Raw genomic sequence first — 22,934 nt, 5'->3', positions numbered from 1 at the left:
GGAGGAGGAAGACGTGGCGAGAGGACGAACGCAGCGAACCGCGACCGTCGGCGTCGCCGAGCACGGCAACTCGGCGGTGCTCGTCACCGTCGCGCCCGGCGGCGAGCTCCTCGATCGCCGGCGCATCGACCTCACCGACGGCTTGCCGACGCACCCGCATCACCACGAAGGGTCGTGGGCGGTGGGGCGCTACCTCAACACCCCGGGAGCGCGAGCGCTCTCGCTCGCCGACGCCGTGGCGCTCGTCGAGCGCGTGCGAGCGTCCGCCGCGCGTGGCGCGCGCGAGGGCCTCGACGCGCTGGCCGCGGCGGTGCCCGTGCCGATCGCGAGCATCGCGATCCGCGTGTGCCCGGAGCTCCCGCCGACGACCGAGGAGCGCATCGCCGACAATCGCGCGCAGACCGTCGCCGACTCCGTAATGTACCGCGAGGCCCTCGCAGCCGCGGCCGAGGCGCGCGGCTGGTCCGTGCGCTGGTACGACCGCGAGCGCGTGTTTCGCGACGCCGCAACGGCGCTCGGCCGCGACGACGTGAACGATCTTCTGCACGCGATGGGCCGATCGATCGGGCCACCCTGGCAGGCCATCCACAAGCTCGCGGCAGCTGCGGCGCTCGCGGCCACAGGGCATCCAGCGCCGCGGTCGACCACCGGATGACATGCAGTTGCAGCGGGCGGTGATACGGTATTCACACGATACCTTGTTGATCCGCTGCTGAACTGCGGCCCGACGCCGGTGAACGCCGAACCGTCAGGTCCGCGGAGCGCGAGAAATACCCGTCGTCGCATCGGAAAAGATGCCGGCCGGAGGTCGCCAGATGAACGAGACGGAATGGCTGGTGTGTGATCGGACCAAACCCATGCTCCGCTTCCTGCTCGGACTCGGGCCGGAAGAGGTGCGGGTTGCGGACATCAAGACGTTTCCGGCGTGCAGGGGGACTGACCGCAAGCTGCGGCTGTTCGCCTGTGAATGCTATCACCGCGTGCGCGCCCTGCTCCCCGATGAGCTCGCAGAGGCGGCAGTGGAAACAGCGAGCCGTCACGCCGATGGCCCGGCCACGCTGGAAGAACTTCAGGCGGCCGAGGCGCTGGTCCGGCAGGCGCTCGACTCCCTGGAGGGTAGGTGGCGGGCGTCCGGTGGGGCCGAGCGTATCTCGCTCCAGCCGACGCACGACGCGCTGGCCCTGAGCTTCCAGGTGGTTCAGCCACAGGCTCCGATGGGCGCGTATTACGCCTCGTCCAACGCTCATCTGGCAGCTGCTGCCATGGCCAATCCAGGCGCCGCGCCTGGGGATGCTTCATTCCTCGCCAGCAGCGCCGCTGAAGAGCACGCGCAGGCCGACCTGCTCCGCGACATCTTTGGCAACCCGTTCCGCGCGGTGGCATTCGACCCGGATTGGCGGACCTCGACGGCCGTCGGGCTGGCCCGGCAGATGTACGAAAGCCGCGTGTTCGGGCCGATGCCGATCCTCGCGAACGCCCTGCTGGACGCCGGGTGCGACGACGCTGACGTGCTCGGCCACTGCCGCGGCCACGGGCCGCACGTCCGCGGCTGCTGGGTCATCGATCTGCTGCTCGGGAGGGAATAGGCTGAGCCTGACTCACGGCTGCTGCTGATGGTCGAGCTCCGCCCGTCCGTGTCAGGCCTTCACGCTGGGCGGGCCAAGGGGCGTTGCGCGACGGAAAGGATCTGCGTACCATTGGGTGAAGCAGGAGCGTAGGTGAAGCAGGAGCGTAAGAGAGTACGTCATGCAAGATAGACAAGTTGCCGCGGCGGACGACACGGCGGTTCGGGTCGCCTTGTGGCGTGCGCTGCACGTGGAGGCCGATGCGCCGCCGCACGTGTTCGAAGACGACGTCGGCTTGAAGCTGGCGGCTCCCGACGACGGCTGGCGCAGCCGTCCGGACATGAGCCCGTTCACTCGGCCCTTCCGCGCCTCCATCCTGGCCCGCGCCCGCTTCGTCGAGGATCTCGTCGCGGAACAGGCTGCCCGTGGCGTCGGGCAGTACGTCATCCTCGGCGCGGGCCTGGACACCTTCGCCCAGCGTCGGCCGGAGCTGGCCTCCCGCCTGCTCGTGTTCGAGATCGATCGGCCCAGCCCCCAGGCATGGAAGCGCCAGCGCCTCATCGATCTCGGCCTCGGCGTCCCATCGTTCCTGCGGCTCGTGCCGGTCGACTTCGAGGCGGGCGATGCGTGGTGGGAGCGGCTGGCGGCGTCGGGCTTCGACTCGGGGCGGCCTGCTGTGGTGGCGTCCACCGGTGTCAGCATGTACCTGACCAGGGACGCGATCGCGGCGACGCTGCGCCAGGTCGCGGCGCTCGCTCCGGGCTCCACGCTCGCCATGTCGTTCATGCTTCCGATCGAGCTGGCGGACCCGGAGGTGCGTCCCGGGATCGAGCGAGCGGCAGCGGGGGCCAGGGCCAACGGCACGCCCTTCATCAGCTTCTTCACGCCGGCGGAGATGCTGACGCTGGCCCGAGATGCCGGCTTCAGGGAGGTCCAGCATGTCTCGGCCGCCGCGCTCGCCGAGCGCTACTTCGCGGGCAGGACGGATGGCCTTCGTCCGCCAAACAATTCAGAGGAGCTGCTTGTGGCGACGACCTGAACCAAGGGATCCAGCTCGACCCGTGAGCTGACGTGGCCCTCGCTGCGCCTGGGTCACGCGGCTTGACGCCGGTCGTTGGACCGAGCCGAGGTGCACCTACTTCACCATGCGGAAGCTCGCGTGCCGTAGCCAGGAGCGCGCGAGCGCCGCGTCTCCGTAGTGGGAGCGCGCCGTCGCGAACAGCACACCCGTGACCCCGCCTGGATTCTCGACCCTGACGGGCTTGTCGTCTTGAAGGCCGTCCAGCCGTGGACCGATCGCCAGGCGCCCGCCGAAGTCGATGACGCCACCTTCCGCCTCGGCCAGGTCGATGCACAACCTGGCGAGCAACCGATGATCTTCGTCGCCGTTGCTCATCGCAGCGAATGAAACGACGTCTTCTGGCGACCATCCGAGCACCTCCGGGAGGCCCGCCTCGACGATCTCGGATATCGCCTCAGGGTATTCGGGCCCAACGGTCAGAATGAACGGGCGCTGGTCGAGCCAGAAGTGATCCCCACGGACGTCGTCGGCAATGCGGGAGATGCCACTTCGAAGCGCGGCGACTCGCTCCACGCTCATTTTTGACGGCAGCAAAACGGACGCCACTGGACCGGCCATTCCGGGAGCGTACGCTCTCGAGCCATCGCGGTCCATCGAGGCGTCGCAGCCGCCGAGCTTCGACGCTCCGTCCGTCGTCCTGAGGAGTGCTATCCTGAGCGAACATGGGCAGGTGGCATCGGACGCCCTCCGCTGAACGGAGGACACCTCGTATCGCGGGTGCCGCCGTCGTGGCGCTTGCTGCGCTGCTGTTCGCGCCCACGGCCGGGGTGCGCGGCGATCCGCTGCCGCCGCTGCCGGGACCCGCGCCGCAGGTGAGGCCGCAGGGCTTCTCCGCGCGCATCGAGAACCAGCGTTGCGAGGGGTGCCACGAGGACATCGCGGCCGAATGGCGCGCCTCGCTGCACCGGCAGGCGTTCATGGATCGCGTCTTCCAGAGATCCTACGCGATCGAGCCGCTGCCCTTCTGTCGTGGCTGCCATGCGCCCGAGGCCGATCCGGCCCACCACCCCGGCGCGGACGCGCAAGCGGTGGGCGTGGGGTGCGTCACCTGCCACCTCGTGGCCGGCGAGGTCGTCTCCGCGCGTGGCCGGGAAGCGCGCAGCGGCGCGCACGCGGTCCGCGGCGACGTGCGGCTCTCGACCGATGAGGGCTGCGCCCGCTGCCATCAGTTCGATTTTCCGCGAGCGCCCGGCGTCGCCATGCAGGACACCGTGGCCGAGCACCGCTCCGGGCGCCTCGCGGAGCGACCCTGCGGCGATTGCCACATGCCACTGGTTCAGGACATTGCGGGGAGAACGCACCGCGATCATCGCTTCTCGGTGCTCGGGGATCCCGCCGTGCTGCGCTCGGCGATCGACGCCAGGGCGTCGCGGAGCGGCGCGAACGCCATCGAGGTGAGCGCGCGCGTGACCGCGGCGGGGCACGCCGTCCCCACGGGCGACATGTTCCGCCGGCTCGAGGTCCGCGCCTCGGCCGTGGATGCGAAGGGAACGACCGTGGCCACCGCTGCACCCGTGATCCTCGAGCGAAGGTTCTCTGTGCGCCCGATCGACGGAGGCATCGAGCGCGTCCCGGCCGGCGATACGCGCCTCCCCGCCTCGGGGGCGTCGCGCGTCATGCGGCTCGTGTTCCCGGCCGCCATCGACGGGCTCGCGGTGCGCTGGGAGGTGGTCTATCAGCGCATGGGCGCCGCGATGGGCGCGGCCTTCGGCGTCGATCCGGCCGCGGACGAGGTGGTCCTCGCCGCGGGTACGCTGGACGCGCGCCCGGTCGTCATCGGCCGACCAGCGCCCACTCGGGTACCATGAGCGCCGCCATGCGAACCCGTCGCCTTCCCGCCCTCCTGCTGCTTGCGCCTTTCTTCGCTGCTGCTTGCCGGCCCACGCCGTCTCCCGCCACGCCACGCGCCGAGATCGCCACGCTGCCGAAGCCCCCCGTGGTGGCCGTGCCCCCGGCGGCCGCGCCCATGCCTTCGCCGCTCGTCAGCGTGAAGACCCAGGCCCGCGTGCCTGAAGGGTTCGTGCTCGATGGCGACGTCGCGGAGTGGGGCTCGCTGGTCCCGCCGCCGCCGCCGCGTCCTTCGGGGCCCGCGCGAGGGGAGAGCACGCCACCTCCCTCCACCAGCGTGATGGATGCGCCTTCGCACGTCGCCTTGGTGCTCTCCAGCGCGGGCGTCACCCTCGCGGCCGAGCTCGAAGAGGGATCAAAGGACGCGATCTGGCTGGGGCTCGGCTTCGCCGCGCCGGAGCTGCCGCCCATCGGCTATTTCCAGCGCGGGGGCGGGGTGATGCCGCTCAACTGCGACACCGACATGGGCGGCGAGCCGCTCCCGGCCGACGTGCAGAAGGCCTGCCATGAAACGCTGGCCCGGCATGACGCGTTCACCGCCGGCTACGAGGCGCGCTTCGCGCGGTTCTTCCGGCTGGATCGCGGCGGCCTCTCGGTGATCGGCGAGGACGGGAAGGGACGCCTGGTCGAAGGCGCGAAGGCGGCGGTGAAGGGCGGCGAGGGGAGGCTCACCATCGAGGCCACGCTGCCGACCTCGGCGCTGCCCCGCGCCTCGTCGGCGCCCATCGACAGCATCCGGCTCTTCGCGCGGGCGGCGGACGCGCCGCGCCCGCCGGCGCCGGCGGACGAGGAGTGGGTCTGGCGGGAGATCCCGGAGCCGGTGAGCTACGAGCCCTTCGCAAACCTCCGCGCCCTGGCGTTCCAGGCGCCGGAGCCGATCGGCCCTGTCCCCATGTCGTACCAGCCTGGAGATCCGCTCGAGCTCGAGGTCATCGGCTATGCGCGGGGCTCGGACGGTACCGCCCTGGAGCCCACGCGCCAGGGCCTTTACAGCCCGATATCCGCGATAGGGGACGTCGAGATCGGCGAGCTCTTCCTGCGGCGGCCTGCTCTCGCCATCCTGCGCAAAGGCGAGATCGTCGACACCCTCCAGACCTACGGCGCGCCGACGGGCATCGTGAGGCGCAACAAGGAGCTTCACATGTTCTTCTACGATCAATACACGTCGACGGACATCTGGGCCGAGAGCGCGGACTGGCGGGTCATCAGCGTCAAGCCGAGCGGCGAGTACACCGAGCTCCTGGAAGGGTCCGTGGAGAACGGTCCCTGGGCCAAGGACGTCGAGGAGTTCCATTCGACGCGCTTCGACCGCTTCGGGATCCGCGGTACGCTGTGGCGCCAGGACGCCGAGGGCGAAGCGCCGCGCGCCGTGGAGATCACGTGGCGCTACGACGCGACGACGGGGATGTATCGGCCGAGCTCGCGCGCGCTGCGCGCGACGAAGGCGAAGAAGGCGCGGTGAGGCGGAGAGCGCGCGACGTGCGCTCGACCGGCTGGAGCAGGGTACCCTGAGCGATCGACGGCGCACGCCGGGAGCCGGAGCGATCCGCTGCCCGATGGATCTACGCCGCGTCGCGGCGTTGGCACACAAGGACGAAACTCCCGGGCAGTGTGCCAGCCTCTGACCCTCGTGTCATGAGGGGGCTCCGGCGGCGCACCCACGCCCCGCGGGATGGACGGCTCGAGATCCTCGACAAACTTGCCGGATCCGCTGGCTCGACCTGTCTCCAGGGCACCGACACCGACGCGCTACAATTTCGCCACGAACGGTACGTTATTTGCAGTAGCGCGGAGCGGAAAGGTTGCGCTTCATGTCCAATCAGCTGCCGTCGTCTTCCTCTGCTCGATCATGGTCGTCTCGCACGCGAGCCATCTCGCTGCTCGCCCTGCTTGCCCTCCCGTCTGCCGCCTTCTCGGCGGGATGCGCTGACAAGCCGGACAACATCTACAACTACTACTACACGAACGGGGAGGGCGGCGCCGGGGGCGCCGGAGGTGCCGGGAGCACCAGCGGCGCCGGCGGCGCCGGCGGCGCACCCCAGGAGTACCCGGGAGCGCCTGTCGCGGACACCGAGGTGGCCGAGCATGAGCTCGACCTCTTCGGCACCATCGGCAACCGCTACTGGTTCGCCGTCTCGGAAGAGCAGCTCGAGCTCATGAACGAAGGGCTCGGCGGCATCGGGGGCCCCATCAAGAGGGATATGTTCGGAGATATCTACTCACCGACAGGGGAGGACGCGACCTTCGTGGATCACCTGTGGGTGACGACGGCCGGCGCCAAGGGCAAGACGGCCGACTACGGCAAGGTCCAGGTGGGGATCGCCGGCCAGTCGACGCAGCGGCCCTGGACGAAGCGAACCATCCCCAACCTCAACGTCGACGCCGACGAGTTCGTCGAGGAGCAACGGCTCGGCGGCTTCGAGCACGTGCGCTTCAACAACGGCCAGGTCGGCAGCATCTTCCGCGAGCGCCTCACGCTCGATCTGTATGCTCGCCTCGATTATCCGGCCCCCCTGACCAACTACGCCTGGCTGTCGAGCAACGTCTGGGGCGCGGAGGTGGCCATCCCCTACATCGTGGTCGAGCGCTACAAGAAGTCGTTCTGCACCCGCCTCGAGGGCAAGTTCGGCGGCGGCTGCGTCAACATGTGGGAGTTCGCCGGAGACTTCGCCGGCAACAATCCGGGAGGCGGCGGGATCCCGCTCCCGGTCGACATGGTGCCGTTCGGCGGGAGCGCCTTCGACGATCCAGAGAACTGTCAGCTCAAGGAGTGTGACAGCACCCGCGCGAGGGAGCTCGAAGAGGCGATCGCCGAGACTCCGCCTGGCGAGGGCTTCAAGGCCGCGCTCGCGGGCTGGATCGACTGGCCGGCGTTCCATCGGTTCCAGTGCCTGTCGTGGGTGCTCGCCACCGGCGACGACGCGCTCCACAACAGCAACAACGTCGTGCTGGTCGAGCGGGCCGATGGTCTGTTCCAGTACCTGCCCTACTCGGTCGACATCAGCCTGGGGCAGAGCTGGTATCCGGTGGTCCCCCTGGCCGGCACGAACACGCTGGCGCGCGGGTGCCAGAGCGAGCCGGCCTGCTGGGCCGACACGATCGCGGCGTGCGAGCAGGTGATCGAGGAGTTCACCGCGCTGGACCCGAACGCGGTGCTGAAGGGTCTCTACGAGCAGCTGTCGGACGAGGGCATGCTCCGGCCGGGCGACGAGCAGCGGTACAAGGAGCTGGACGCCTGGCTCACCCAGCAGCTCGAGGTCCTGCCGGTGGAGCTGGAGAGGAACCGCGAGCAGCCGCAGCTCTGCATGCCTCCCCAGATCGATTGCGGCGGCTACTGCGGCTTTCCCCAGGACTGCGGCATCTGCGTTCCTCCCCTGGTCGATTGCGGCGGCTACTGCGCCTATCCCAAGGAGTGCGGCGGCGGCGTAGGTGCGGGCGTCGGAGCGGGCGGCGGCGAAACGCCCGTCGGAGCGGGCGGCGGAGACGCGGGCGTCGGAGCGGGCGGCGGCGAAGCGCCCGTCGGAGCGGGCGGCGGCGACGGGGGTGCTGGCGGTAAAGCAGCGGAGTGACGCCGGTTAAACCCCGAGGGAGGGGCCCATAAGCGTTAATTAGGCTTCGCGCCGCATTCTCCTACATCCGAACGTTTACGTGGTCGTGGTCGTCAACGGTAGGCGGTGAACGACCACGACTACGTAATCGTTTACGTGGTCGTGGTCGTGGTCGTGGTCGTGGTCGTGGTCGTGGTCGTGGTCGTGGTCGTCAACGGTAGGCCGTGAACGGCCACGGCCACGACCACGTAAACGTTCACGTAAACGTTCACGTAAACGTTCACGTAAACGTAAACGTAAACGTTCACGTAAACGTAAACGTAAACGTAAACGTAAACGTTCGCGTTCGCGTTCGCGTTCGCGTTGGTGAACGATGGTGGGATGGAGGGGGCTCCGCCGGGGAGCTCCCTCTCAGGGCGAAACCTCGAACAGGCACCGCGTGATCGGGATGGCGACGTCTTCCCAGACATACAGGTAGTATTTCGTGCCCGGAACGAGCTCCTCGGGGCTCCCCTCGGCGGGATAGCCCTGCTTCGTGTTCGGCGGGACCTCGCCGTAGATGATACCGCTCTTGACAGGCTCGGCGCTCGAGGGCACGTCGAGCCGCCAGATCGTCCCCTCGGGCAGATCGAGGTTCGGCGGAGCGCCCGGGTTCTCGGCGTCCGCCGACAGGACGTAAACGTAGCGGGCGTCGCCGCCGGTCCAGGTGATCTTGCCTGCGGCGTCCACGCCTTCCCCCGCCGCGCAGTCGCCGGGCACGTAGAGGCTCTGTTCATGGAGCGGCCCGCCGAACGGGGTCTCGTCCGCGAAATCCTCCTTCGTGAATCCGCGGCGCAGGAGCTCGCCCTCGAAGAACGCGACCATGCGCGCCGGGTCCGTGGAGGGCAGGCCGCTGACGTCACGGGAGAATCCGTTGTTCTGGTCCGGCGGATACGCGCCGAGCGCCGCCGAGGAGACCCAGCCGGCGGCCAGCGCGAGGCCCGTCGGATAGAAGCTGTCGGTCCAGACCGGTCCGGCCTCGATGTACCAGTTCGACGGCCCGGTGGCCGGCGCGGCCTTCTCCGAGTGACAGCACACGCACCCGCACGCCTCGGTCTGCTCCGTGACCCAGGCGAGCTCGCCGAGCCATTGCGGATCCGAGAGGCGTGGATCGTCGCTCGGAGTCTTGTAATCCGAGGGGGGCGCCGGCCAGTACGGGCGCTGCGTGAAGACCGGCTCGCACGACGCATAGTCGGTGAACAGGCGGCCGGGCTCGGTGCAGCCGGAGATCGCGCCGAACGTGCAGACCTTCCCGTCGCTCTGCCCTGCCGGCTCGCCGGCCTGCGGGTCGACGCAGACCTGCGCGGGCCACTGGAAGACGGCGCCGCCCGTGCCGACGCCGCCGCCCGGCTCCTCGGCCGCGCCCTCGCAGGCGTCGGGCTCGAACCGGCCGCCGCCGAACATCTCGCAGCCGCGCTGGGTCGAGGCGCACTGGCTCGTGTCGCCGCCGGGGAAGATGAGGGTGTAAGCGTCGTCGGTCCCGCCGCCGAGCACGCATCGGCCGAGCGTCTCTGGATAGGCGCAGCGCTCGCCCCTGGTGAACGTGGAGCCCTGGAGCGCCTTGCAGTCGGCCTCCGCGGCCTCTGCGGTCCAGCCTGCGCCTGTGTACTCGCGGCACTCCTCGGCCTGGCTGAAGGTGCTCGTGTAGACGCACCGACCGGGCGACCCGGAGGCCTCCGGAGCCCCCGATGCGGCGTCTTCCGCGGTCCCTCGACAGGCGCCAATCCCTCCCAGGGCCGAGACGAGGAGCGCTGCGCCCAGCATCACGTGCGGTGAACGGAGGAGCTCTTGCTTCACGGTCGAATCTCCTGAACGTCGTCTTCGGACGAAGTTGTTTGTGATTTATCTCACATATGTTCCCTGTGAGCGCTCGGATCTATAGCGTTTGTTCATGGTTGTTCAATTGTCGTCCAAGCTTTTTTCTAGAATTATGTATGCAAGAATACCTTTTACTCCTGACTCCATTCGCCTGGAGAAGGTGGAGGCGTGTCCAGCGGCGTTGGCCCGCGCCCTGCGTGAGGATCAGGCGGCGACGGCGCTCCTCACCGGAGCGCGCCGAGGCCGAGCGAGATGCAGGGCTCCCCGTCATGCAGAGAGATCCCCGCCACCTGCTTCTCCGGCGGGTACATGTACCCGAACAGCATGCACATCTCGTTGTCCCCGTAGCCGAACGTGAGATCGTGGTCCGACGTGTTCCGGAACCTGCACGCGTACCGGAGGGAGTCGCCTTCGCCGAGCGCGAGCGCCGGACGGTAGACCTCGATGTCGCTCTCCAGATCGAACGCCCCTCCCTCGTAGACGCGCGCCTCGCCGCCGTCCGCGCGGACGACGTCGACGTCGAAGGCATCGGCGTACCGGTGCGTGTGCGGCATCAGAGACACGATGTTCCCGCCGAACGTCGAGCACGTCGTGCCGACGGTCCGGGTGGCGCGCGGAGGGACGAGGAAGTCGTTGACGCTCAAGACGAGCGGCGCGAGCTCTTCCTTGCGCTCCGAGAGAGGCATGGTGAAGAAGTCGTAGGCGAGCTCGACGACCGCGGGCTCGGGCGACGTGTTGAGCAGGTGGACGTTCGCGGCGATCTCGCGGGACGTATCGAGGGTGAAGCCCATCCCCTCCGGGAACACGAGCGTCTCCTCGCCGACGACCTGCGTGGAGCTCGCGAAGAGGACGTCCGGGATGGCCGCCGGCAGCGTCCCGAAGGGATCGTCGGCGCCAGGATGGCAGCCCGGGTAAGGGTTCGGCCCGAACGATGGATTGACCGGCTTGGCGATCACGTTGCTGTGATGCAGTCCGCTCGTCGCGTAGACGCGCGCCGCGTGGACGGTCGTGTTCTCGATCGCCGGGAAAGGCCATGACACGCAGAAGGTCACCTCCTCGCCGGGCGCCATGAGCCGAGGCGGCGCGATGATCCTGAAGCCGCTGCGCGGCGGCTCCGGCAGCGCGAGCCGGGTGAGCTCGGCGCCGAAGGCGACGACGTTGTCCCGGTCGATGCGCTCCTCAGGCTCGTAGCGGGCGGCGGGCTGGACGCACCGCCCGCGAAAGCGCTCCTCGCCAGGAGAGCACGCCTCCGGCGGCGACGGCTCGACGCCCGTGCAGGCAGGGAGAAGAAGAATCCAAAGGAGACCCGTCGACCATGCTCTGTCCCTCGGGACATAGCGAGTTTTGGGATGTTGCATCACAAAGCATCTGCGGCCGACTGCTTCTCACCGGAAGCCTCGACTGTGGATCTCCCCTGCGGAGGGAGGGGCCCTCGCGCGGCCAGGGCGGAGCCCGCGGCGAAGGGGACGCTCCCGGCACAACCGAGGATGGCGTGGGCTGACGCGGTCCATCCGCGGCGGCGGTCGTTGCCGGGCAGCGCCCGCGCGGCGGCTGGTGCGCCAGCAGCAGCGCTCGCTCCGCCAGCAGCAGCGGCCGCTCGTCGGCCCACGGCCGCTTCGTCCAGCGCAGAGCCGACCGGAGCGTCCCGCACACCTGTCCGCCGGCGGGGGTAGAAGGGCCGCCCACGTGGACACCCTGTTCACCCGGCTCGACGCTGTGCGCAACAAGCGCGTGACGTGGGCGCCGCGGATCGTCTAGGATCCGCGTGCCGAGGGGCAGCGCGCCCCACGATCCCCCGCATCGCCCGACCACCACGCAGCGTGGTCCCAGCTCGTGGAGAGACAGCATTGAGCGTGCAAGCAATCGAGCCGGCCCTGCCCGTCACCGCTTTCGAGAGGCGCTTCAAGCACCCGCCGGGGCTCGTGATCCTCTTCTTCGCGGAGATGTGGGAGCGCTTTTCCTATTACGGCATGCGCGGCCTCCTCAAGCTGTATATGGCGAACTACCTGTTCGTCACCGCGCGAGAGGCCTATCAGGGGTGCCGGCAGCACGCGCAGCCATGCGATCTCGTCGCTGGCGATCCGACGACGGTGTTTGCCTGGCAGTTCATCAAGGGCCTCCTCCCGAGCGCGCCCAACGAGCAGGCGTCCATGCTCTACGGGCTGTACACGGGCCTCGTGTACCTCACGCCGTTCTTCGGGGGCATCCTCGCCGACAAGGTGTGGGGGCAGCGCAAGACGGTGGTGATCGGCGGCGTCTTGATGGCCGCCGGGCACTTCGTGATGGCGCTCGAGAACTCGTTCTTCATCGCGCTGCTACTGCTCATCCTCGGCAACGGCGCGTTCAAGCCCAACATCTCGACCCAGGTCGGAAGCCTGTACCCGGCGGGTGATCCGCGCCGCGACGGCGCCTTCACCATCTTCTACATGGGCATCAACCTCGGCGCCTTCATCTGCAACTTCGTGTGCGGCACCCTGGCCGCCGTCTACGGGTGGCACTACGGCTTCGCCGCCGCGGGCGTCGGGATGTGCCTTGGGCTCGTCGTCTACCTGGCGGGGCAGAAGTACCTCGCCAAGGACAACCTGATGAAGACGGCGGAGGGCGCCGGCGAGCAGAAGCAGCCGCTCTCCAGCGACGAGTGGAAGCGCGTCGGCGCGCTCGTGGCGCTCTGCGCCCTCAACATCGTCTTCTGGGCGGTCTACGAGCAGCAGGGCAACACGATGCAGACCTGGGCCGACGAGAAGACGGTGTGGCCGAGCGTCCTCGGCTTCCAGATCCCGTCGACGTGGTTCCAGTCGGTGAACCCGCTCTGCATCATCCTGTTCGCCCCGCTCCTCGACGTCTTCTGGCGCTGGCAGGCGAAGCGGGGCTCCGAGCCGACGAGCGTCTCGAAGATGGCGATCGGCTGCACCATCCTCGGGCTGTCGTTCATCGTGATGATCCTCGGCGCGCAGGCCGTCGGCGACGGCAAGGGCAGCCTGTTCTGGCCGGTCTTCTGCACGCTGCTGCTCACGATCGGCGAGCTCTACCTGTCGCCCATCGGCCTGTCGCTCGTGACCAAGGTCTCGCCGGTGCGGATCGTGTCGATGATGATGGGCATGTGGTTCGTCTCGAGCTTCCTCGGCAACACGCTGAGCGGCTACATCGGCATCTTCTACACGCGCTGGTCGAAGGACATGTTCTTCCTGATGCTCACCGTGCTCGGCGTGGGCGCGGGCGCCGCGATGTTCGCGTTCAACAAGCCGCTCCGCCGCGTGCTCGGCCACCACTGACCCACACCGCGCCCGGCGCGGCCGCGCGCCCTCTCCGAGAGGGCGCGGCGCCGCGTCAGGGAGCCCGCGCGCCGGCGGGGTCGACGACCCGCTCGTCGAGGGTCGCGAGCCGCCCCTCGGGCAGCGCGCTCCCGATGGCGGCGACGGCGCGGCGGACGCTCTCCAGCGTGCTGCACGAGGCGACGTCGACGAAGAGCCGCCCCGACTCGGGCCAGGAGTGCAGCGCCACGTGCGACTCGCCGACGACGGCGCACGCGGTGATCCCTTGCGGAGAGAACGGGACGACCGCCATCTCGAGCAGCGTGAACGGCCCGGCGGCGACGGCCGCCTCCAGCGCGCCGCGCAGCGCGGCCGGGCTGTTCAGGAAGTCGAAGGGGCAGCCCTCGAAGAGTGCGAGCGCGATGAACAGCTGCATCGATCGGGCAGGCGCGCGCGGCGGTCCGCGCCGCGCAGGCCGCGTAGCGTAGCCGAGGCCGGGCGCCGCGGAGCCGGAAACGGGAGGGCCGGGGCGGCGTCGTCCTCGTGCGGCGGCGGCGGTTCGAGGTGATCCCGAGCCGAGCGCGCCGGCGGGTGGCTCCGCGCGGCGCGGGCGGGCGGGCGCTCGGCCATCCGCCAAGACGGGGGCCGAGGAGCTTGCGCTGAGAACACCGCCCGGCATGTCTCCCTTCGGGCCTTGCCACCTGGGACGTCTCGTCGCGCGCCACATAAGGCGCGCCTGAGACCTCGAGCCATCTGAGACCTTATGGCACCTCGGTCGGTGCTCGCCGCGCCCGCCCGCCCGCGCCGCGCGGAACCACCCGCCGGCGCTTGCGTCGTCCGGAAGGTGCGCGTCGTCCGGAAGGTGCGCGTCGTCCGGAAGGTGCGCGTCGTCCGGAAGGTGCGCGGCGTCCGGCCTCCACGATGACATCCCCGCTCCGCGCCGCTCTCACCGCCGCCGCGCGACCTGGACGACCTCCCGCACGCGATGCCCACCCAGGTCGAAGCGCCCCTCGAGCCCCGCGAACACGAAGCTGTTCACGCGCCTGCCGGGGACCTCCCAGCCAAGGGTCGACCCCTCGGCGTTCTCCCAGAGGAACAGGTTGAGCCCGCCGCCGATCGTGGGCCCCAGCGCGACGCTCTCGGACATGCGGACGTCGATCACCGCCTGGAGTCGCCCGAGTTCGATCCCGTGGGTCACCGTGCCGCCCCTCACCCCCGGCGGCGCCGCGGTCCACAGCGCCCGGTAGCCGCTGCCTAGCGAGATCACCGGATCGACGCGCTCGAACGGCGCCAGGTGAAAGCTCGCCTCCGCGCCCAGCGTCACGCCGCGCACGTCGGCCCCGCCCTGCTCCGCGCCCTGCGCCGTGTACTGCTCGTAGCGCGACGTCAGCCCGAGGCCGACCTTCGGCACCGCGCGGTAGACGAGCTTCACGCCCACGCCCGCCCCCGGCCCCGCCACGTCGCGCAGGCGCCGCTCGCTCCCGATATCGCCGAACCCCTGCGCGTACCCGAGGTTGAGGCCGAGCTCGAGCGCGTTGCCAGGCGCCCCCAGCGGAGAGCGCAGGTAGCTCGGCGGGACCTCGCCCTCGAAGTCCTGCGCAGCGGCGACGCTCCCGCAGAGCACGGTGACCGCTCCCGCGGCGATCGCGACCCCGGTGTTTGCCTTCATTGCGGATCCTCCTCGCTGCGCGGCGCCGCGAGGACGGCGGATCCGATCCACGCGCCACGCCGGGAACGCCGCGCGCCGGGGCGCGAGCATCGCGTGTGCCACGGAGGCGGCGAGCAACGCCTTCCCGGTCGCGGACGGCCCGCCCGCGCCGCGCGTCAGCCGGCGTGCGCGTGGGTCAACGAGCGGCGGCAGCCGCCCGCGCCGTCGGCCCGCGCCTACCAGCGGTGGAAGGCCGGGTGCCCTTCCTTCACCGCCACGAACGTCCCGCGGCACGTCGCCGTGACCCGCCCGCCCGCCTCCAGGGTCGCCTCGACCACGACGCGGTCGCCCTCCGCCTCGGCGACCTGCGCCCGCAGGTGCACCGGGCCGCCGAGCGGCGTCGGCTTCTTCAGCTTCACGTGGAAGTCCGCCGTCACCGTGCACGGCGGCGCGTCGGCCCCCCGCGCCTTCATCAGGTGGTAGGCCGCGGTCCAGTTCGAGTGGCAGTCGAGCAGCGCCCCGATGATGCCGCCGTTGAGCATCCCCGGGAACGCCTCGTGGTGCGGCTCCGGCGTGAAGTCGCAGACCACCGCGTCGCCCTCGACGCGGCTCTTCAGCCGGAGCCCCTTGTCGTTCGCCGGCCCGCAGCCGAAGCAGCGGCCTTGCGGCGAGTACCTGTCCTGCAGGCTCGCCGCGCCGCCGCTCACCGGCTGCCCCCGACGAACGCCTCATCCATCAGCATCTTCTGCTCGAGGAGGTGGCTCGCGCGCGAGCCGGTCGCCGGGCTGGCGCTCGGCGCGCGGCTCACGCACGAGAGCGGCAGCCGGTCGCCGATGCGCTGCCGGAGCACCGCGAGGATGTAGTACCAGGCGCCGTAGTTACGCGGCTCCTCCTGCACCCACACGAGCGGCGTGCCGTCCTTGTAGGGCGCGAGCGCGTTCACGATCTCGTCGTTCAGCGGGAACAGCTGCTCCAGCCGCAGGATCGCCACGTCCTTGAGCCCGCGCGTCTCCCGCGCGAGCGCGAGGTCGTAGTAGACCTTGCCCGAGCAGAGCAGCACCCGCTTCACGTCGGCCGGATCGACCCCGCTCGTGTCGGGCAGCACGCGGTGGAACTGGCCCTCGGAGAGATCCTTGATCGTCGACACGGGCCGGTGCGGGCCCTTCGACGTCGCCGGGACGCGCAGCAGGCTCTTCGGCGTCGCGATGATGAGCGGCTTGCGCCAGGGCCTGTGCACCTGCCGCCGCAGCACGTGGAACAGCTGCGCCGGCGTCGTGAGGTTGCACACCTGGATGTTGTCCTCGGCGCTGTTCTGCAGGCAGCGCTCGATGCGCGCGCTCGAGTGCTCCGGCCCCTGGCCCTCGTAGCCGTGCGGCAGGAAGAGCACGATGCCGCTCAGCCGGTGCCACTTGTCCTCGCTCGACGTGAGGAACTGATCGACGATGACCTGCGCGCCGTTCAGGAAGTCGCCGAACTGGGCCTCCCAGATGACGAGCCCGTCCGGGTAGTCGAGGCTATAGCCGAAGTCGAAGCCGAGCACGCCCGCCTCGCTGAGCGGGCTGTTGTACGCCTCGAAGCGCGCCGGCCCCTCGGCCACGCGCGACAGCGGCGCGAAGCGCGCGCTCGTCTCGACGTCGCGCAGCACCGCGTGCCGGTGGCTGAAGGTGCCGCGCTGCACGTCCTGACCGGAGAGCCGCACCGGCGTCTTCTCGGCGAGCAGCGAGGCGTAGGCGAGCATCTCGCCCGTGCCCCAGTCGAACGGCTCGCCGGCGACGAGCTTGTCGTGCCGCTGCTGGAGCGTCGGCAGCACCTTCGGGTGCGCCTTGAAGCCCTCGGGCAGCTCGAGGAGCCTCTCCGACAGCGCGATGAGCTTCTCGGCCGGCACGCTCGTCGGCACCTCCGGCGTCGCCTGGTCGGCGCCGCCGCGGTAGTGCGACCACACGCCGCCCATCGAGTAGAGCACCGGCGCGAAGCCCTTCTGCTTCACCTCGTCGAGCGCGGCGGCGAGCGCCTCGCGGCGCCGCACGACGATCTCGTCGGCCTTCTCCTCGGTGACCTGCCCGAGCTCCATCAGGCGCCGGACGTACACCTGCCGAACGGTGGGCTTCTTGTCGATCGCGGCGTACATCCGCGGCTGCGTGTAGCGCGGCTCGTCGCCCTCGTTGTGGCCGTACCGCCGGTAGCAGTACATGTCGATGATCACGTCGGAGCCGAAGCGCGTGCGGTAGTCGATCGCGAGCTGCGCGACGTGGGCGACCGCCTCCGGGTCCTCGCCGTTCACGTGGAACACCGGGACCTTGAGCATCCGCGTGATGTCGGACGCATAGCGGGTCGAGCGCCCTTCCATCGGATCGGTCGTGAACCCGACCTGGTTGTTCACGATGACGTGGACCGTGCCGCTCGTCGTGTAGCCCGGCAGGTTCATCATGTTGAGCGTCTCGGCGACGACGCCCTGCCCGATGAACGCCGCGTCGCCGTGGATGAGCAGCGGCATCACGCGGCGGCGCGCGTCGGCGGCGCCATCGGCGAGCCGCCGGTCCTGCTTCGCGCGGACGCGCCCCTGCACGACGGGGTTCACAAACTCGAGGTGGCTCGGGTTGAACGTGAGCGTGAGGTGGACGTTGCGCCCGTTCTCGAGCGTGCGATCGGTCGAGTAGCCGAGGTGGTACTTGACGTCGCCGCTGCCGAGGTGGCGCTCCGCGTTCTTGTCCTCGAAGGCCGCGAAGATCTCCCGCAGGCTCTTGTCCATGATGTTCGCGAGGACGTTCAGCCGGCCGCGGTGCGCCATGCCGACCACGATCTCGTCGACCTCGTGCGCCCCCGCGCGCTCGATGATGAGGTCGAGCAGCGGGATGAGGCTCTCGGCGCCCTCGAGCGAGAAGCGCTTCGTCCCCGCCTCGTAGGACTTGTGGATGAACTGCTCGAAGATCTCGGCGTCGGAGAGCTTCGTGAGGATCCGGAGCTGCTTCTGGCGGTCGAGCGTGAGCCGGTTGCGCGTCGACTCCATCTGCTGCTGGAGCCACTGGCGCGCCTCAGGCTCCTCGATGAACGTGAACTCGACGCCGATCGAGCGACAGTACGTCTCCTCGAGCCGGCGGATGATCTCGCGCAGCGTGAGGACGGGCGGGACACCGGCGAGGTCGGTCGTCGGGAAGGGCAGCTCGAGGTCCTCGACGCGGAGCCCGAAGTTCGTGAGGTCGAGCTCGGGCGGCGTGGCGGGCGGCAGGCCGAGCGGGTCGACGTGCGCGAAGAGGTGGCCGCGCACGCGGTAGGCGTTCACGAGGGCGTAGACGCGCGCCTTGATCGCGGCCTCCGCGAGCACCTTGAGATCGCGCGAGGACTCGGGCGAGCTCGGGTGCTCGCTCAGCGTCCGTGCGAACGCGGCCTCCAGCGTCTTCGCGGCCTCGCCGTTGGTCTTGCCATTCCCGTACCCGTGCCCGTTCCCGTTCCCGGGCCGCAGCACCTGATGCTGGATGGTCGGCGGCGCCGCCGGAGCGGGCAGCCTGCTCGGCGTCGCTCCGCCGTTCTTTCCCTCGAAAAACGAGCGCCAGCCGGGGTCTACCGACTCCGGGTTCTCGAGGTACTGGGCATAGAGCTCCTCGACGAGCCCTGCATTGATTCCGAAATCAAGCTGCATCGTGGTCGGGCTGCAAATAACGCGTGTCGGGCCGGCACGCTAGAGTCGTTTTCCGATGACTCCGCCTCGTGGGCCGGAACATCGTCCGGGCAAGGGGTTCGACCGCCTGGAGAAACGGTAGGGAGAAGCGGTAGAAGGGGGCCATGGATCAAGACCGCAGAACCCCGGGTCGAGGACCGGCGCCCGCCGTCCTCCCCTTCGATCGCTTCCGGGACCACCTCTTCCACGATCCCAGCCTCGGTCTCTGGCTGGACGTGAGCCGGATCCGCTTCGGGAGCGACTTTTTTACCACGATGGAACCGCGGATTCAGGGGGCGCTCGCCGAGATGGCGGCGCTCGAGGGCGGGAGCATCGCGAATCCTGACGAGGGCCGCCGGGTCGGCCACTACTGGCTGCGCGCGCCGGAGCTCGCGCCCGAGGCGGCGCTCCGCGCGGCGATCGAGGAGACGAACGCGCGCATCCTGAGCTTCGCCGCGGACGTTCACGCGGCGCGGGTCCGGCCGGAGCGGGCGGCCCGCTTCAGCAGGGTGCTCGTCGTCGGGATCGGCGGCTCGGCGCTCGGGCCTCAGTTCGTCGCCTCGGCGCTGGGGACGCCGGCCGACCGGATGCAGATCCATTTCTTCGACAACACGGATCCCGACGGGATCGATCGCACGCTGGACGCCATCGGGGACGATCTCGGCGCGACGCTCGCGGTGATCATCTCGAAGTCGGGCGGGACGAAGGAGACGCGCAACGGAATGCTCGAGCTCGAGGCGGCGTACCGTCGGCTCGGCCTCTCGCTCGGCGCGCACGCGGTCGCGGTGACGGGGGAGGGCAGCGAGCTCGACCGGTACGCGACGAAGCACGGCTTCCTCGCCCGCTTCCCGATGTGGGACTGGGTCGGCGGTCGCACGAGCGAGCTCTCTGCGGTCGGCCTGCTGCCGGCGGCGCTCCAGGGGCTGTCGATCGTCGAGATGCTGCAGGGCGCGCGCGAGACGGACGAGGTCACGCGCTCGAAGGAGGTGCCCCGGAACCCGGCGGCGCTGCTCGCGCTCGCCTGGTACTCGGCGACGGGCGGTGTGGGCCGGAAGGACATGGTGCTGCTGCCCTACAAGGACCGGCTCGAGCTCTTCTCGCGCTACCTCCAGCAGCTCGTGATGGAGTCGCTCGGCAAGCGGCTCGATCGGCAGGGCAAGGAGGTCTTCCAGGGCATCGCCGTGTACGGCAACAAGGGCTCGACGGATCAGCACGCGTACGTGCAGCAGCTCCGTGACGGGCTCGACAACTTCTTCGTCACGTTCATCGAGGTGCTGCGGGATCGCGCGCCGTCGCGCGGCGTGATCGAGGTCGACCCCGGCGTCACGACGGGCGACTACCTCGACGGCTTCCTCCAGGGGACGCGCAAGGCGCTGACCGAGAGCGGGCGCGAATCGATCACGATCACGATCGACACGGTCGACGCGCGCGCCGTCGGCATGCTGATCGCGCTCTACGAGCGCGCGGTGGGCCTGTATGCGTCGCTCGTCGGCATCAACGCGTACCACCAGCCCGGCGTCGAGGCCGGCAAGAAGGCGGCGCAGGAGGTGCTCGACCTGCAGGCCAAGGTGCTCGCGGCGCTCGGCGCGAGCGCGGGCCGCGCGCTGTCGCTCGCCGAGGTCGCGAAGGCGGCGGGCACGGACGACGTCGAGACGGTCTTCTGGATCCTGCGCCACCTCGCGGCGAACCCGGAGCGCGGCGTCGCGCGGGAGGTCCCGCAGGGCGGCTCGCCGTTCGACGCGACGTACCGTCTGGCGCGCTGAGGGGGCGCCGGCGCGGTGCTGCTGGGCGATGCCGTCGAGGGCCGCTCGGTAGGGGAGCATAGGCGTTAGCCAAGCGTCGCGCCGCGTTCTCCTACATCCGAACATTTACGTGGTCGTGGGTCGTAGTCGTAGTCGTGGTCGTGGTCGTAGTCGTGGTCGTGGTCGTGGTCGTGGTCGTCAACGGTAGGCCGTGAACGACCACGACCACGACCACGTTCACGTAAACGACCACGACCACGACTACGACTACGACCACGTTCACATAAACGCACATCTCGATTCGATTGCGACACGCCTCGTGTATCGGGATTGGCCTTCTTCACCGCGCCATGCTCCCGCGAGAGGGCTCCACCGCGAGCCGCCTCCGGTGAGGTCCCGCGCTTGCGCCCGATAGGCGAGCGAGGCTATGTTGAGCGGCTCGGAGCCCTTCGCCGCCGTCGAGGTGCGTGGGCCCCGTGACCACGCGTCGTGCAATCGCCCTCGCCCCTCTCCGTCGTCGCCCTGTCGCCATCCGCCTGCGGCGCCGTTCTGTGGCGTATGCGGGGCGCAGAGCGGCTCACCGTCATCGTCAAGGCCACCTTTGCCCTCGTGCACGACAGGAGCGCAGAGCTCGCCGCAGCGGCCGATCTGGTCCGCACCGACCAGCTTCGGGAGGGGTGGGGCAGCCTCGAAGAGGCCAGTGAGACAGCACCCTACCTGCCGGGCGCTGGGGTCATTGTGCGCGGGCACGCCTGCGCGCCCGCGGGAACGACCGCCACCGCTCTCCCGGTGCGGCTCGCGCTCTTCCGCGATGGCCGCTGGATCCTCAACAAGACCCTTCATGTCTTCGGCGACCGCACGCGAGAGGCGCCGAGCCCCCGCCCGTTCAGCAGGATGCCGCTCGTGTACGAGCGCGCGTTCGGCGGCCCACGTCTCGATGTGAACCCGGTGGGCGTGGGCTCCGACGCTGCGCTGCCGAACATCGTCGATCCGGGCGATCCGATGCGGCCGGCGGGCTTCGGCCCGATCGCGAGGCACTGGGCCCCGCGGCGGCATCTCCTTGCGCGGGATCAGGCGGCCGACCCTCCGGCGCTGGATCTCGACGGCAGCTTCGACTTCCGGTACTTCCACGCCGCGCCCGCGGATCAGCAGATCGATTTCCTCCGCGGCGACGAGTGGATCTTCCTCGAGGGCCTGCACCCGCATTGGCCGTGGCTCCGGTCCAGCCTGCCTTCGGCTCGCGGGCTCGCGCGGCTCTATCGGGCCGGGCCGGAAGGGGAGGACCATGGGCAGCCGGTCGAGCTCGTCGCCGACACGCTGACCATCGACGCCGACCGGCTGCTCTGCTCCGTGCTCTGGCGAGGGAACGTCGCCCTGCTGGCGGGCGACACGCCGGCCCGCATGCGCGTGGTCGCGGGCGTCGAGATGCCGGGGCAGCCCCTGGCGTGGCCTTCTGCTGCGGCCGCGCCTTCGCCGCCCCATCGCCGGCATGGAGCGCCCGGCCCCGTCGCGGGCGAGCGGCCGATCGCCAGGACGCTGGTGGTCGACGACAACACGATCGATGCCCGCGACAGCGGCCTCGTCTTGGACAGGAAGATGAAGTCGCCGTTCGCGCTCGCCGCGCCCGGCAGCGGGCGTGCTTCCCCGGTGACAGCGATCCCGGGGGCGCCCTGGAGCGCCCGTCCGCACCTGGCGCCGCTGCCTCCGCTGCCCGCCGCCATGGCGAGCGGCCCGACAAACCTCGATGCACCGCAGCTCGGTGCTGCGCCCCTCGACCTCACGGTGACGGCGATCACCGAGAACACTGCCGGGCCTGTCGCACCACCGCACGCCCCGGCCGCGCCCGCTGTGGCATCGCCTATCGCGCCCGCTGTGGCATCGCCTATCGCGCCCGCTGTGGCATCGCCCATCGCGCCCGCTGTGGCTTCGCCCACCGCGCCCGCTGTGGCTTCGCTCGGCACGCCCGCCGCGCCCGCCGTGGCGTCGCCCGCTGCGGCCTCGCCCGCCGCCATGTCGCCCGAGCCGGAGAGCCGGGGCCTCCGCGCAACGTTGCTCGCCCGCCTCAGGAGCGGCCAGCCGCTCCACGACTTGGAGCTCGCGGGCGCCGAGCTCGACGGCATCGACTTCAGCGGCGCCTCGCTCGAGCGCCTGAACCTCGCCGGCTCGACACTCACCCGATGCAACTTCGCGTCGGCGCGCCTCTCCGGGGCGAACATGAGCGGTACGGATCTGACGGACGCGAGCCTCCACGCGGCCGATCTGACGCGCGCCGATCTCTCCCGCGCCACGCTGGACCGCGCGCAGCTCTCCTCCGCGCTCCTCAAGAACGCCGACCTCGCCTTCGCGAAGGGGTCGCGCGCGCGCTTCGAGGATGCGTCGCTCGAGGGCGCCGACCTGCGGCAAGCGCGCCTCGTCGAGGCCGTCTTCGATCGGGCGTGCCTCGCGGACATCAACGGGACGAAGGCCGACATCTCGCGAGCGAGCCTCGCGGGCGCCAACCTCGCGGGCGCCGTCCTGCGCGCGGCGAAGCTGAAGGAGGCGAGCTTGCCGTGCGCCAACGTCGAGGGCGCCGATCTGCGCGACGCGGACCTCGCGGGCGCCAACGTCTATGGGGTCAAGCTCGCGAGCGCGAAATCGAGCGGCGCTATCCTGCGCGCGCTCGTCGAGATCCCACCGGCAGACGCCGGCATCGACGGTTCTTCGGCAGGTTGACCGCCTGACGGATTCTGCCTAGTTCTA

At 70.1% G+C, this 22,934-nt stretch carries 19 protein-coding genes; 10 read left to right on the top strand and 9 right to left on the bottom strand.

From position 1 onward, the window contains the following. Positions 1–13 precede the first annotated feature (13 nt). From WMF29_RS30890 to WMF29_RS30880, 3 genes are all read left to right on the top strand, one after another. A complete protein-coding gene (locus WMF29_RS30890; protein ID WP_437323720.1) occupies positions 14–655 on the top strand; it encodes a hypothetical protein in 642 nt (213 codons plus the stop codon). Positions 656–815: 160 nt separating this feature from the next. Next, positions 816–1,586, top strand: a complete 771-nt coding sequence (locus WMF29_RS30885; RefSeq protein WP_437323719.1) for a hypothetical protein — start codon at positions 816–818, stop codon at positions 1,584–1,586. Positions 1,587–1,746: 160 nt separating this feature from the next. Beyond that, on the top strand, positions 1,747–2,604 hold the full coding sequence (locus WMF29_RS30880; protein ID WP_437323718.1) for a class I SAM-dependent methyltransferase: 858 nt from the start codon (positions 1,747–1,749) through the stop codon (positions 2,602–2,604). A 96-nt stretch (positions 2,605–2,700) separates the two neighbouring features. Here the strand turns inward: WMF29_RS30880 and WMF29_RS30875 are convergent, their stop codons facing one another. Next, complete coding sequence (locus WMF29_RS30875) at positions 2,701–3,204, bottom strand: DUF6368 family protein (protein WP_437323717.1); 504 nt, start codon at positions 3,202–3,204, stop codon at positions 2,701–2,703. Between the two features lie 170 nt (positions 3,205–3,374). Between WMF29_RS30875 and WMF29_RS30870 the strand changes: the two genes are divergently transcribed. The 3 genes from WMF29_RS30870 (at position 3,375) to WMF29_RS30860 (ending at position 8,063) form a co-directional block, all read left to right on the top strand. After that, positions 3,375–4,454: a multiheme c-type cytochrome gene (locus WMF29_RS30870; protein ID WP_437323716.1), complete on the top strand. Its 1,080-nt coding sequence runs from the start codon at positions 3,375–3,377 to the stop codon at positions 4,452–4,454. Between the two features lie 8 nt (positions 4,455–4,462). Next, positions 4,463–5,956 (top strand): hypothetical protein, encoded by a 1,494-nt coding sequence (locus WMF29_RS30865; protein ID WP_437323715.1) that lies wholly within the window; start codon positions 4,463–4,465, stop codon positions 5,954–5,956. Between the two features lie 349 nt (positions 5,957–6,305). After that, positions 6,306–8,063: a hypothetical protein gene (locus WMF29_RS30860; protein ID WP_437323714.1), complete on the top strand. Its 1,758-nt coding sequence runs from the start codon at positions 6,306–6,308 to the stop codon at positions 8,061–8,063. Positions 8,064–8,194: 131 nt separating this feature from the next. Here the strand turns inward: WMF29_RS30860 and WMF29_RS30855 are convergent, their stop codons facing one another. From WMF29_RS30855 to WMF29_RS30845, 3 genes are all read right to left on the bottom strand, one after another. After that, entirely contained in the window at positions 8,195–8,350 is a 156-nt protein-coding gene (locus WMF29_RS30855) for a hypothetical protein (protein ID WP_437323713.1), read from the bottom strand. A 103-nt stretch (positions 8,351–8,453) separates the two neighbouring features. Beyond that, positions 8,454–9,878: a proteinase inhibitor gene (locus tag WMF29_RS30850; RefSeq protein ID WP_437323712.1), complete on the bottom strand. Its 1,425-nt coding sequence runs from the start codon at positions 9,876–9,878 to the stop codon at positions 8,454–8,456. Positions 9,879–10,123: 245 nt separating this feature from the next. Continuing rightward, the gene (locus tag WMF29_RS30845; RefSeq protein WP_437323711.1) at positions 10,124–11,257 is read right to left on the bottom strand and encodes a hypothetical protein; all 1,134 of its coding nucleotides are present in this window, start codon (positions 11,255–11,257) and stop codon (positions 10,124–10,126) included. Between the two features lie 489 nt (positions 11,258–11,746). Here WMF29_RS30845 and WMF29_RS30840 point away from each other — a divergent pair, with 489 nt between their 5' ends. Continuing rightward, entirely contained in the window at positions 11,747–13,171 is a 1,425-nt protein-coding gene (locus WMF29_RS30840) for a peptide MFS transporter (RefSeq protein ID WP_437323710.1), read from the top strand. Between the two features lie 55 nt (positions 13,172–13,226). On the opposite strand, the gene WMF29_RS30835 is transcribed toward WMF29_RS30840, so the two are convergent. Further along, the gene (locus WMF29_RS30835; protein WP_437323709.1) at positions 13,227–13,586 is read right to left on the bottom strand and encodes an S-adenosylmethionine decarboxylase family protein; all 360 of its coding nucleotides are present in this window, start codon (positions 13,584–13,586) and stop codon (positions 13,227–13,229) included. 327 nt (positions 13,587–13,913) lie between these two features. Between WMF29_RS30835 and WMF29_RS30830 the strand changes: the two genes are divergently transcribed. Next, positions 13,914–14,075 (top strand): hypothetical protein, encoded by a 162-nt coding sequence (locus WMF29_RS30830; RefSeq protein ID WP_437323708.1) that lies wholly within the window; start codon positions 13,914–13,916, stop codon positions 14,073–14,075. A 21-nt stretch (positions 14,076–14,096) separates the two neighbouring features. Here WMF29_RS30830 and WMF29_RS30825 read toward each other — a convergent pair whose 3' ends face one another. The 3 genes from WMF29_RS30825 to WMF29_RS30815 all read right to left on the bottom strand — a co-directional run bounded on the left by WMF29_RS30825 (position 14,097) and on the right by WMF29_RS30815 (position 18,435). Then, positions 14,097–14,819: a hypothetical protein gene (locus WMF29_RS30825; protein ID WP_437323707.1), complete on the bottom strand. Its 723-nt coding sequence runs from the start codon at positions 14,817–14,819 to the stop codon at positions 14,097–14,099. A gap of 215 nt (positions 14,820–15,034) precedes the next feature. Further along, positions 15,035–15,505: a PaaI family thioesterase gene (locus tag WMF29_RS30820; protein ID WP_437323706.1), complete on the bottom strand. Its 471-nt coding sequence runs from the start codon at positions 15,503–15,505 to the stop codon at positions 15,035–15,037. After that, the gene (locus WMF29_RS30815; protein WP_437323705.1) at positions 15,502–18,435 is read right to left on the bottom strand and encodes a 2-oxoglutarate dehydrogenase E1 component; all 2,934 of its coding nucleotides are present in this window, start codon (positions 18,433–18,435) and stop codon (positions 15,502–15,504) included. The genes WMF29_RS30820 and WMF29_RS30815 overlap by 4 nt, the downstream gene beginning before the upstream one ends. 143 nt (positions 18,436–18,578) lie before the next feature. Here WMF29_RS30815 and WMF29_RS30810 point away from each other — a divergent pair, with 143 nt between their 5' ends. Then, a complete protein-coding gene (locus WMF29_RS30810) occupies positions 18,579–20,216 on the top strand; it encodes a glucose-6-phosphate isomerase (protein WP_437323704.1) in 1,638 nt (545 codons plus the stop codon). 91 nt (positions 20,217–20,307) lie between these two features. On the opposite strand, the gene WMF29_RS30805 is transcribed toward WMF29_RS30810, so the two are convergent. Further along, entirely contained in the window at positions 20,308–20,472 is a 165-nt protein-coding gene (locus tag WMF29_RS30805; RefSeq protein ID WP_437323703.1) for a hypothetical protein, read from the bottom strand. 281 nt (positions 20,473–20,753) lie between these two features. On the opposite strand from WMF29_RS30805, the gene WMF29_RS30800 reads away from it, so the two are divergent. After that, positions 20,754–22,907: a DUF2169 family type VI secretion system accessory protein gene (locus WMF29_RS30800; protein WP_437323702.1), complete on the top strand. Its 2,154-nt coding sequence runs from the start codon at positions 20,754–20,756 to the stop codon at positions 22,905–22,907. Positions 22,908–22,934 lie beyond the last annotated feature (27 nt).

The organism is Sorangium sp. So ce381 (genome assembly GCF_051473845.1).
In the GTDB taxonomy this organism is placed as follows: domain Bacteria; phylum Myxococcota_A; class Polyangia; order Polyangiales; family Polyangiaceae; genus Sorangium; species Sorangium atrum.
Note: the sequence above shows the minus strand (reverse complement) of the source record. Positions and strands in the feature narration are given on the sequence as shown.

What these genes read in the sequence shown, in the direction of transcription:
- WMF29_RS30810 (WP_437323704.1), top strand. Translation starts at nt 18,579, where the DNA reads ATGGATCAAGACCGCAGAACCCCGGGTCGAGGACCGGCGCCCGCCGTC.
- WMF29_RS30885 (WP_437323719.1), top strand. Translation starts at nt 816, where the DNA reads ATGAACGAGACGGAATGGCTGGTGTGTGATCGGACCAAACCCATGCTC.
- WMF29_RS30860 (WP_437323714.1), top strand. Translation starts at nt 6,306, where the DNA reads ATGTCCAATCAGCTGCCGTCGTCTTCCTCTGCTCGATCATGGTCGTCT.
- WMF29_RS30825 (WP_437323707.1), bottom strand. Translation starts at nt 14,819, where the DNA reads ATGAAGGCAAACACCGGGGTCGCGATCGCCGCGGGAGCGGTCACCGTG.
- WMF29_RS30875 (WP_437323717.1), bottom strand. Translation starts at nt 3,204, where the DNA reads ATGGCCGGTCCAGTGGCGTCCGTTTTGCTGCCGTCAAAAATGAGCGTG.
- WMF29_RS30830 (WP_437323708.1), top strand. Translation starts at nt 13,914, where the DNA reads ATGGCACCTCGGTCGGTGCTCGCCGCGCCCGCCCGCCCGCGCCGCGCG.
- WMF29_RS30815 (WP_437323705.1), bottom strand. Translation starts at nt 18,435, where the DNA reads ATGCAGCTTGATTTCGGAATCAATGCAGGGCTCGTCGAGGAGCTCTAT.
- WMF29_RS30845 (WP_437323711.1), bottom strand. Translation starts at nt 11,257, where the DNA reads ATGCAACATCCCAAAACTCGCTATGTCCCGAGGGACAGAGCATGGTCG.
- WMF29_RS30800 (WP_437323702.1), top strand. Translation starts at nt 20,754, where the DNA reads ATGCGGGGCGCAGAGCGGCTCACCGTCATCGTCAAGGCCACCTTTGCC.
- WMF29_RS30835 (WP_437323709.1), bottom strand. Translation starts at nt 13,586, where the DNA reads ATGCAGCTGTTCATCGCGCTCGCACTCTTCGAGGGCTGCCCCTTCGAC.
- WMF29_RS30880 (WP_437323718.1), top strand. Translation starts at nt 1,747, where the DNA reads ATGCAAGATAGACAAGTTGCCGCGGCGGACGACACGGCGGTTCGGGTC.
- WMF29_RS30865 (WP_437323715.1), top strand. Translation starts at nt 4,463, where the DNA reads ATGCGAACCCGTCGCCTTCCCGCCCTCCTGCTGCTTGCGCCTTTCTTC.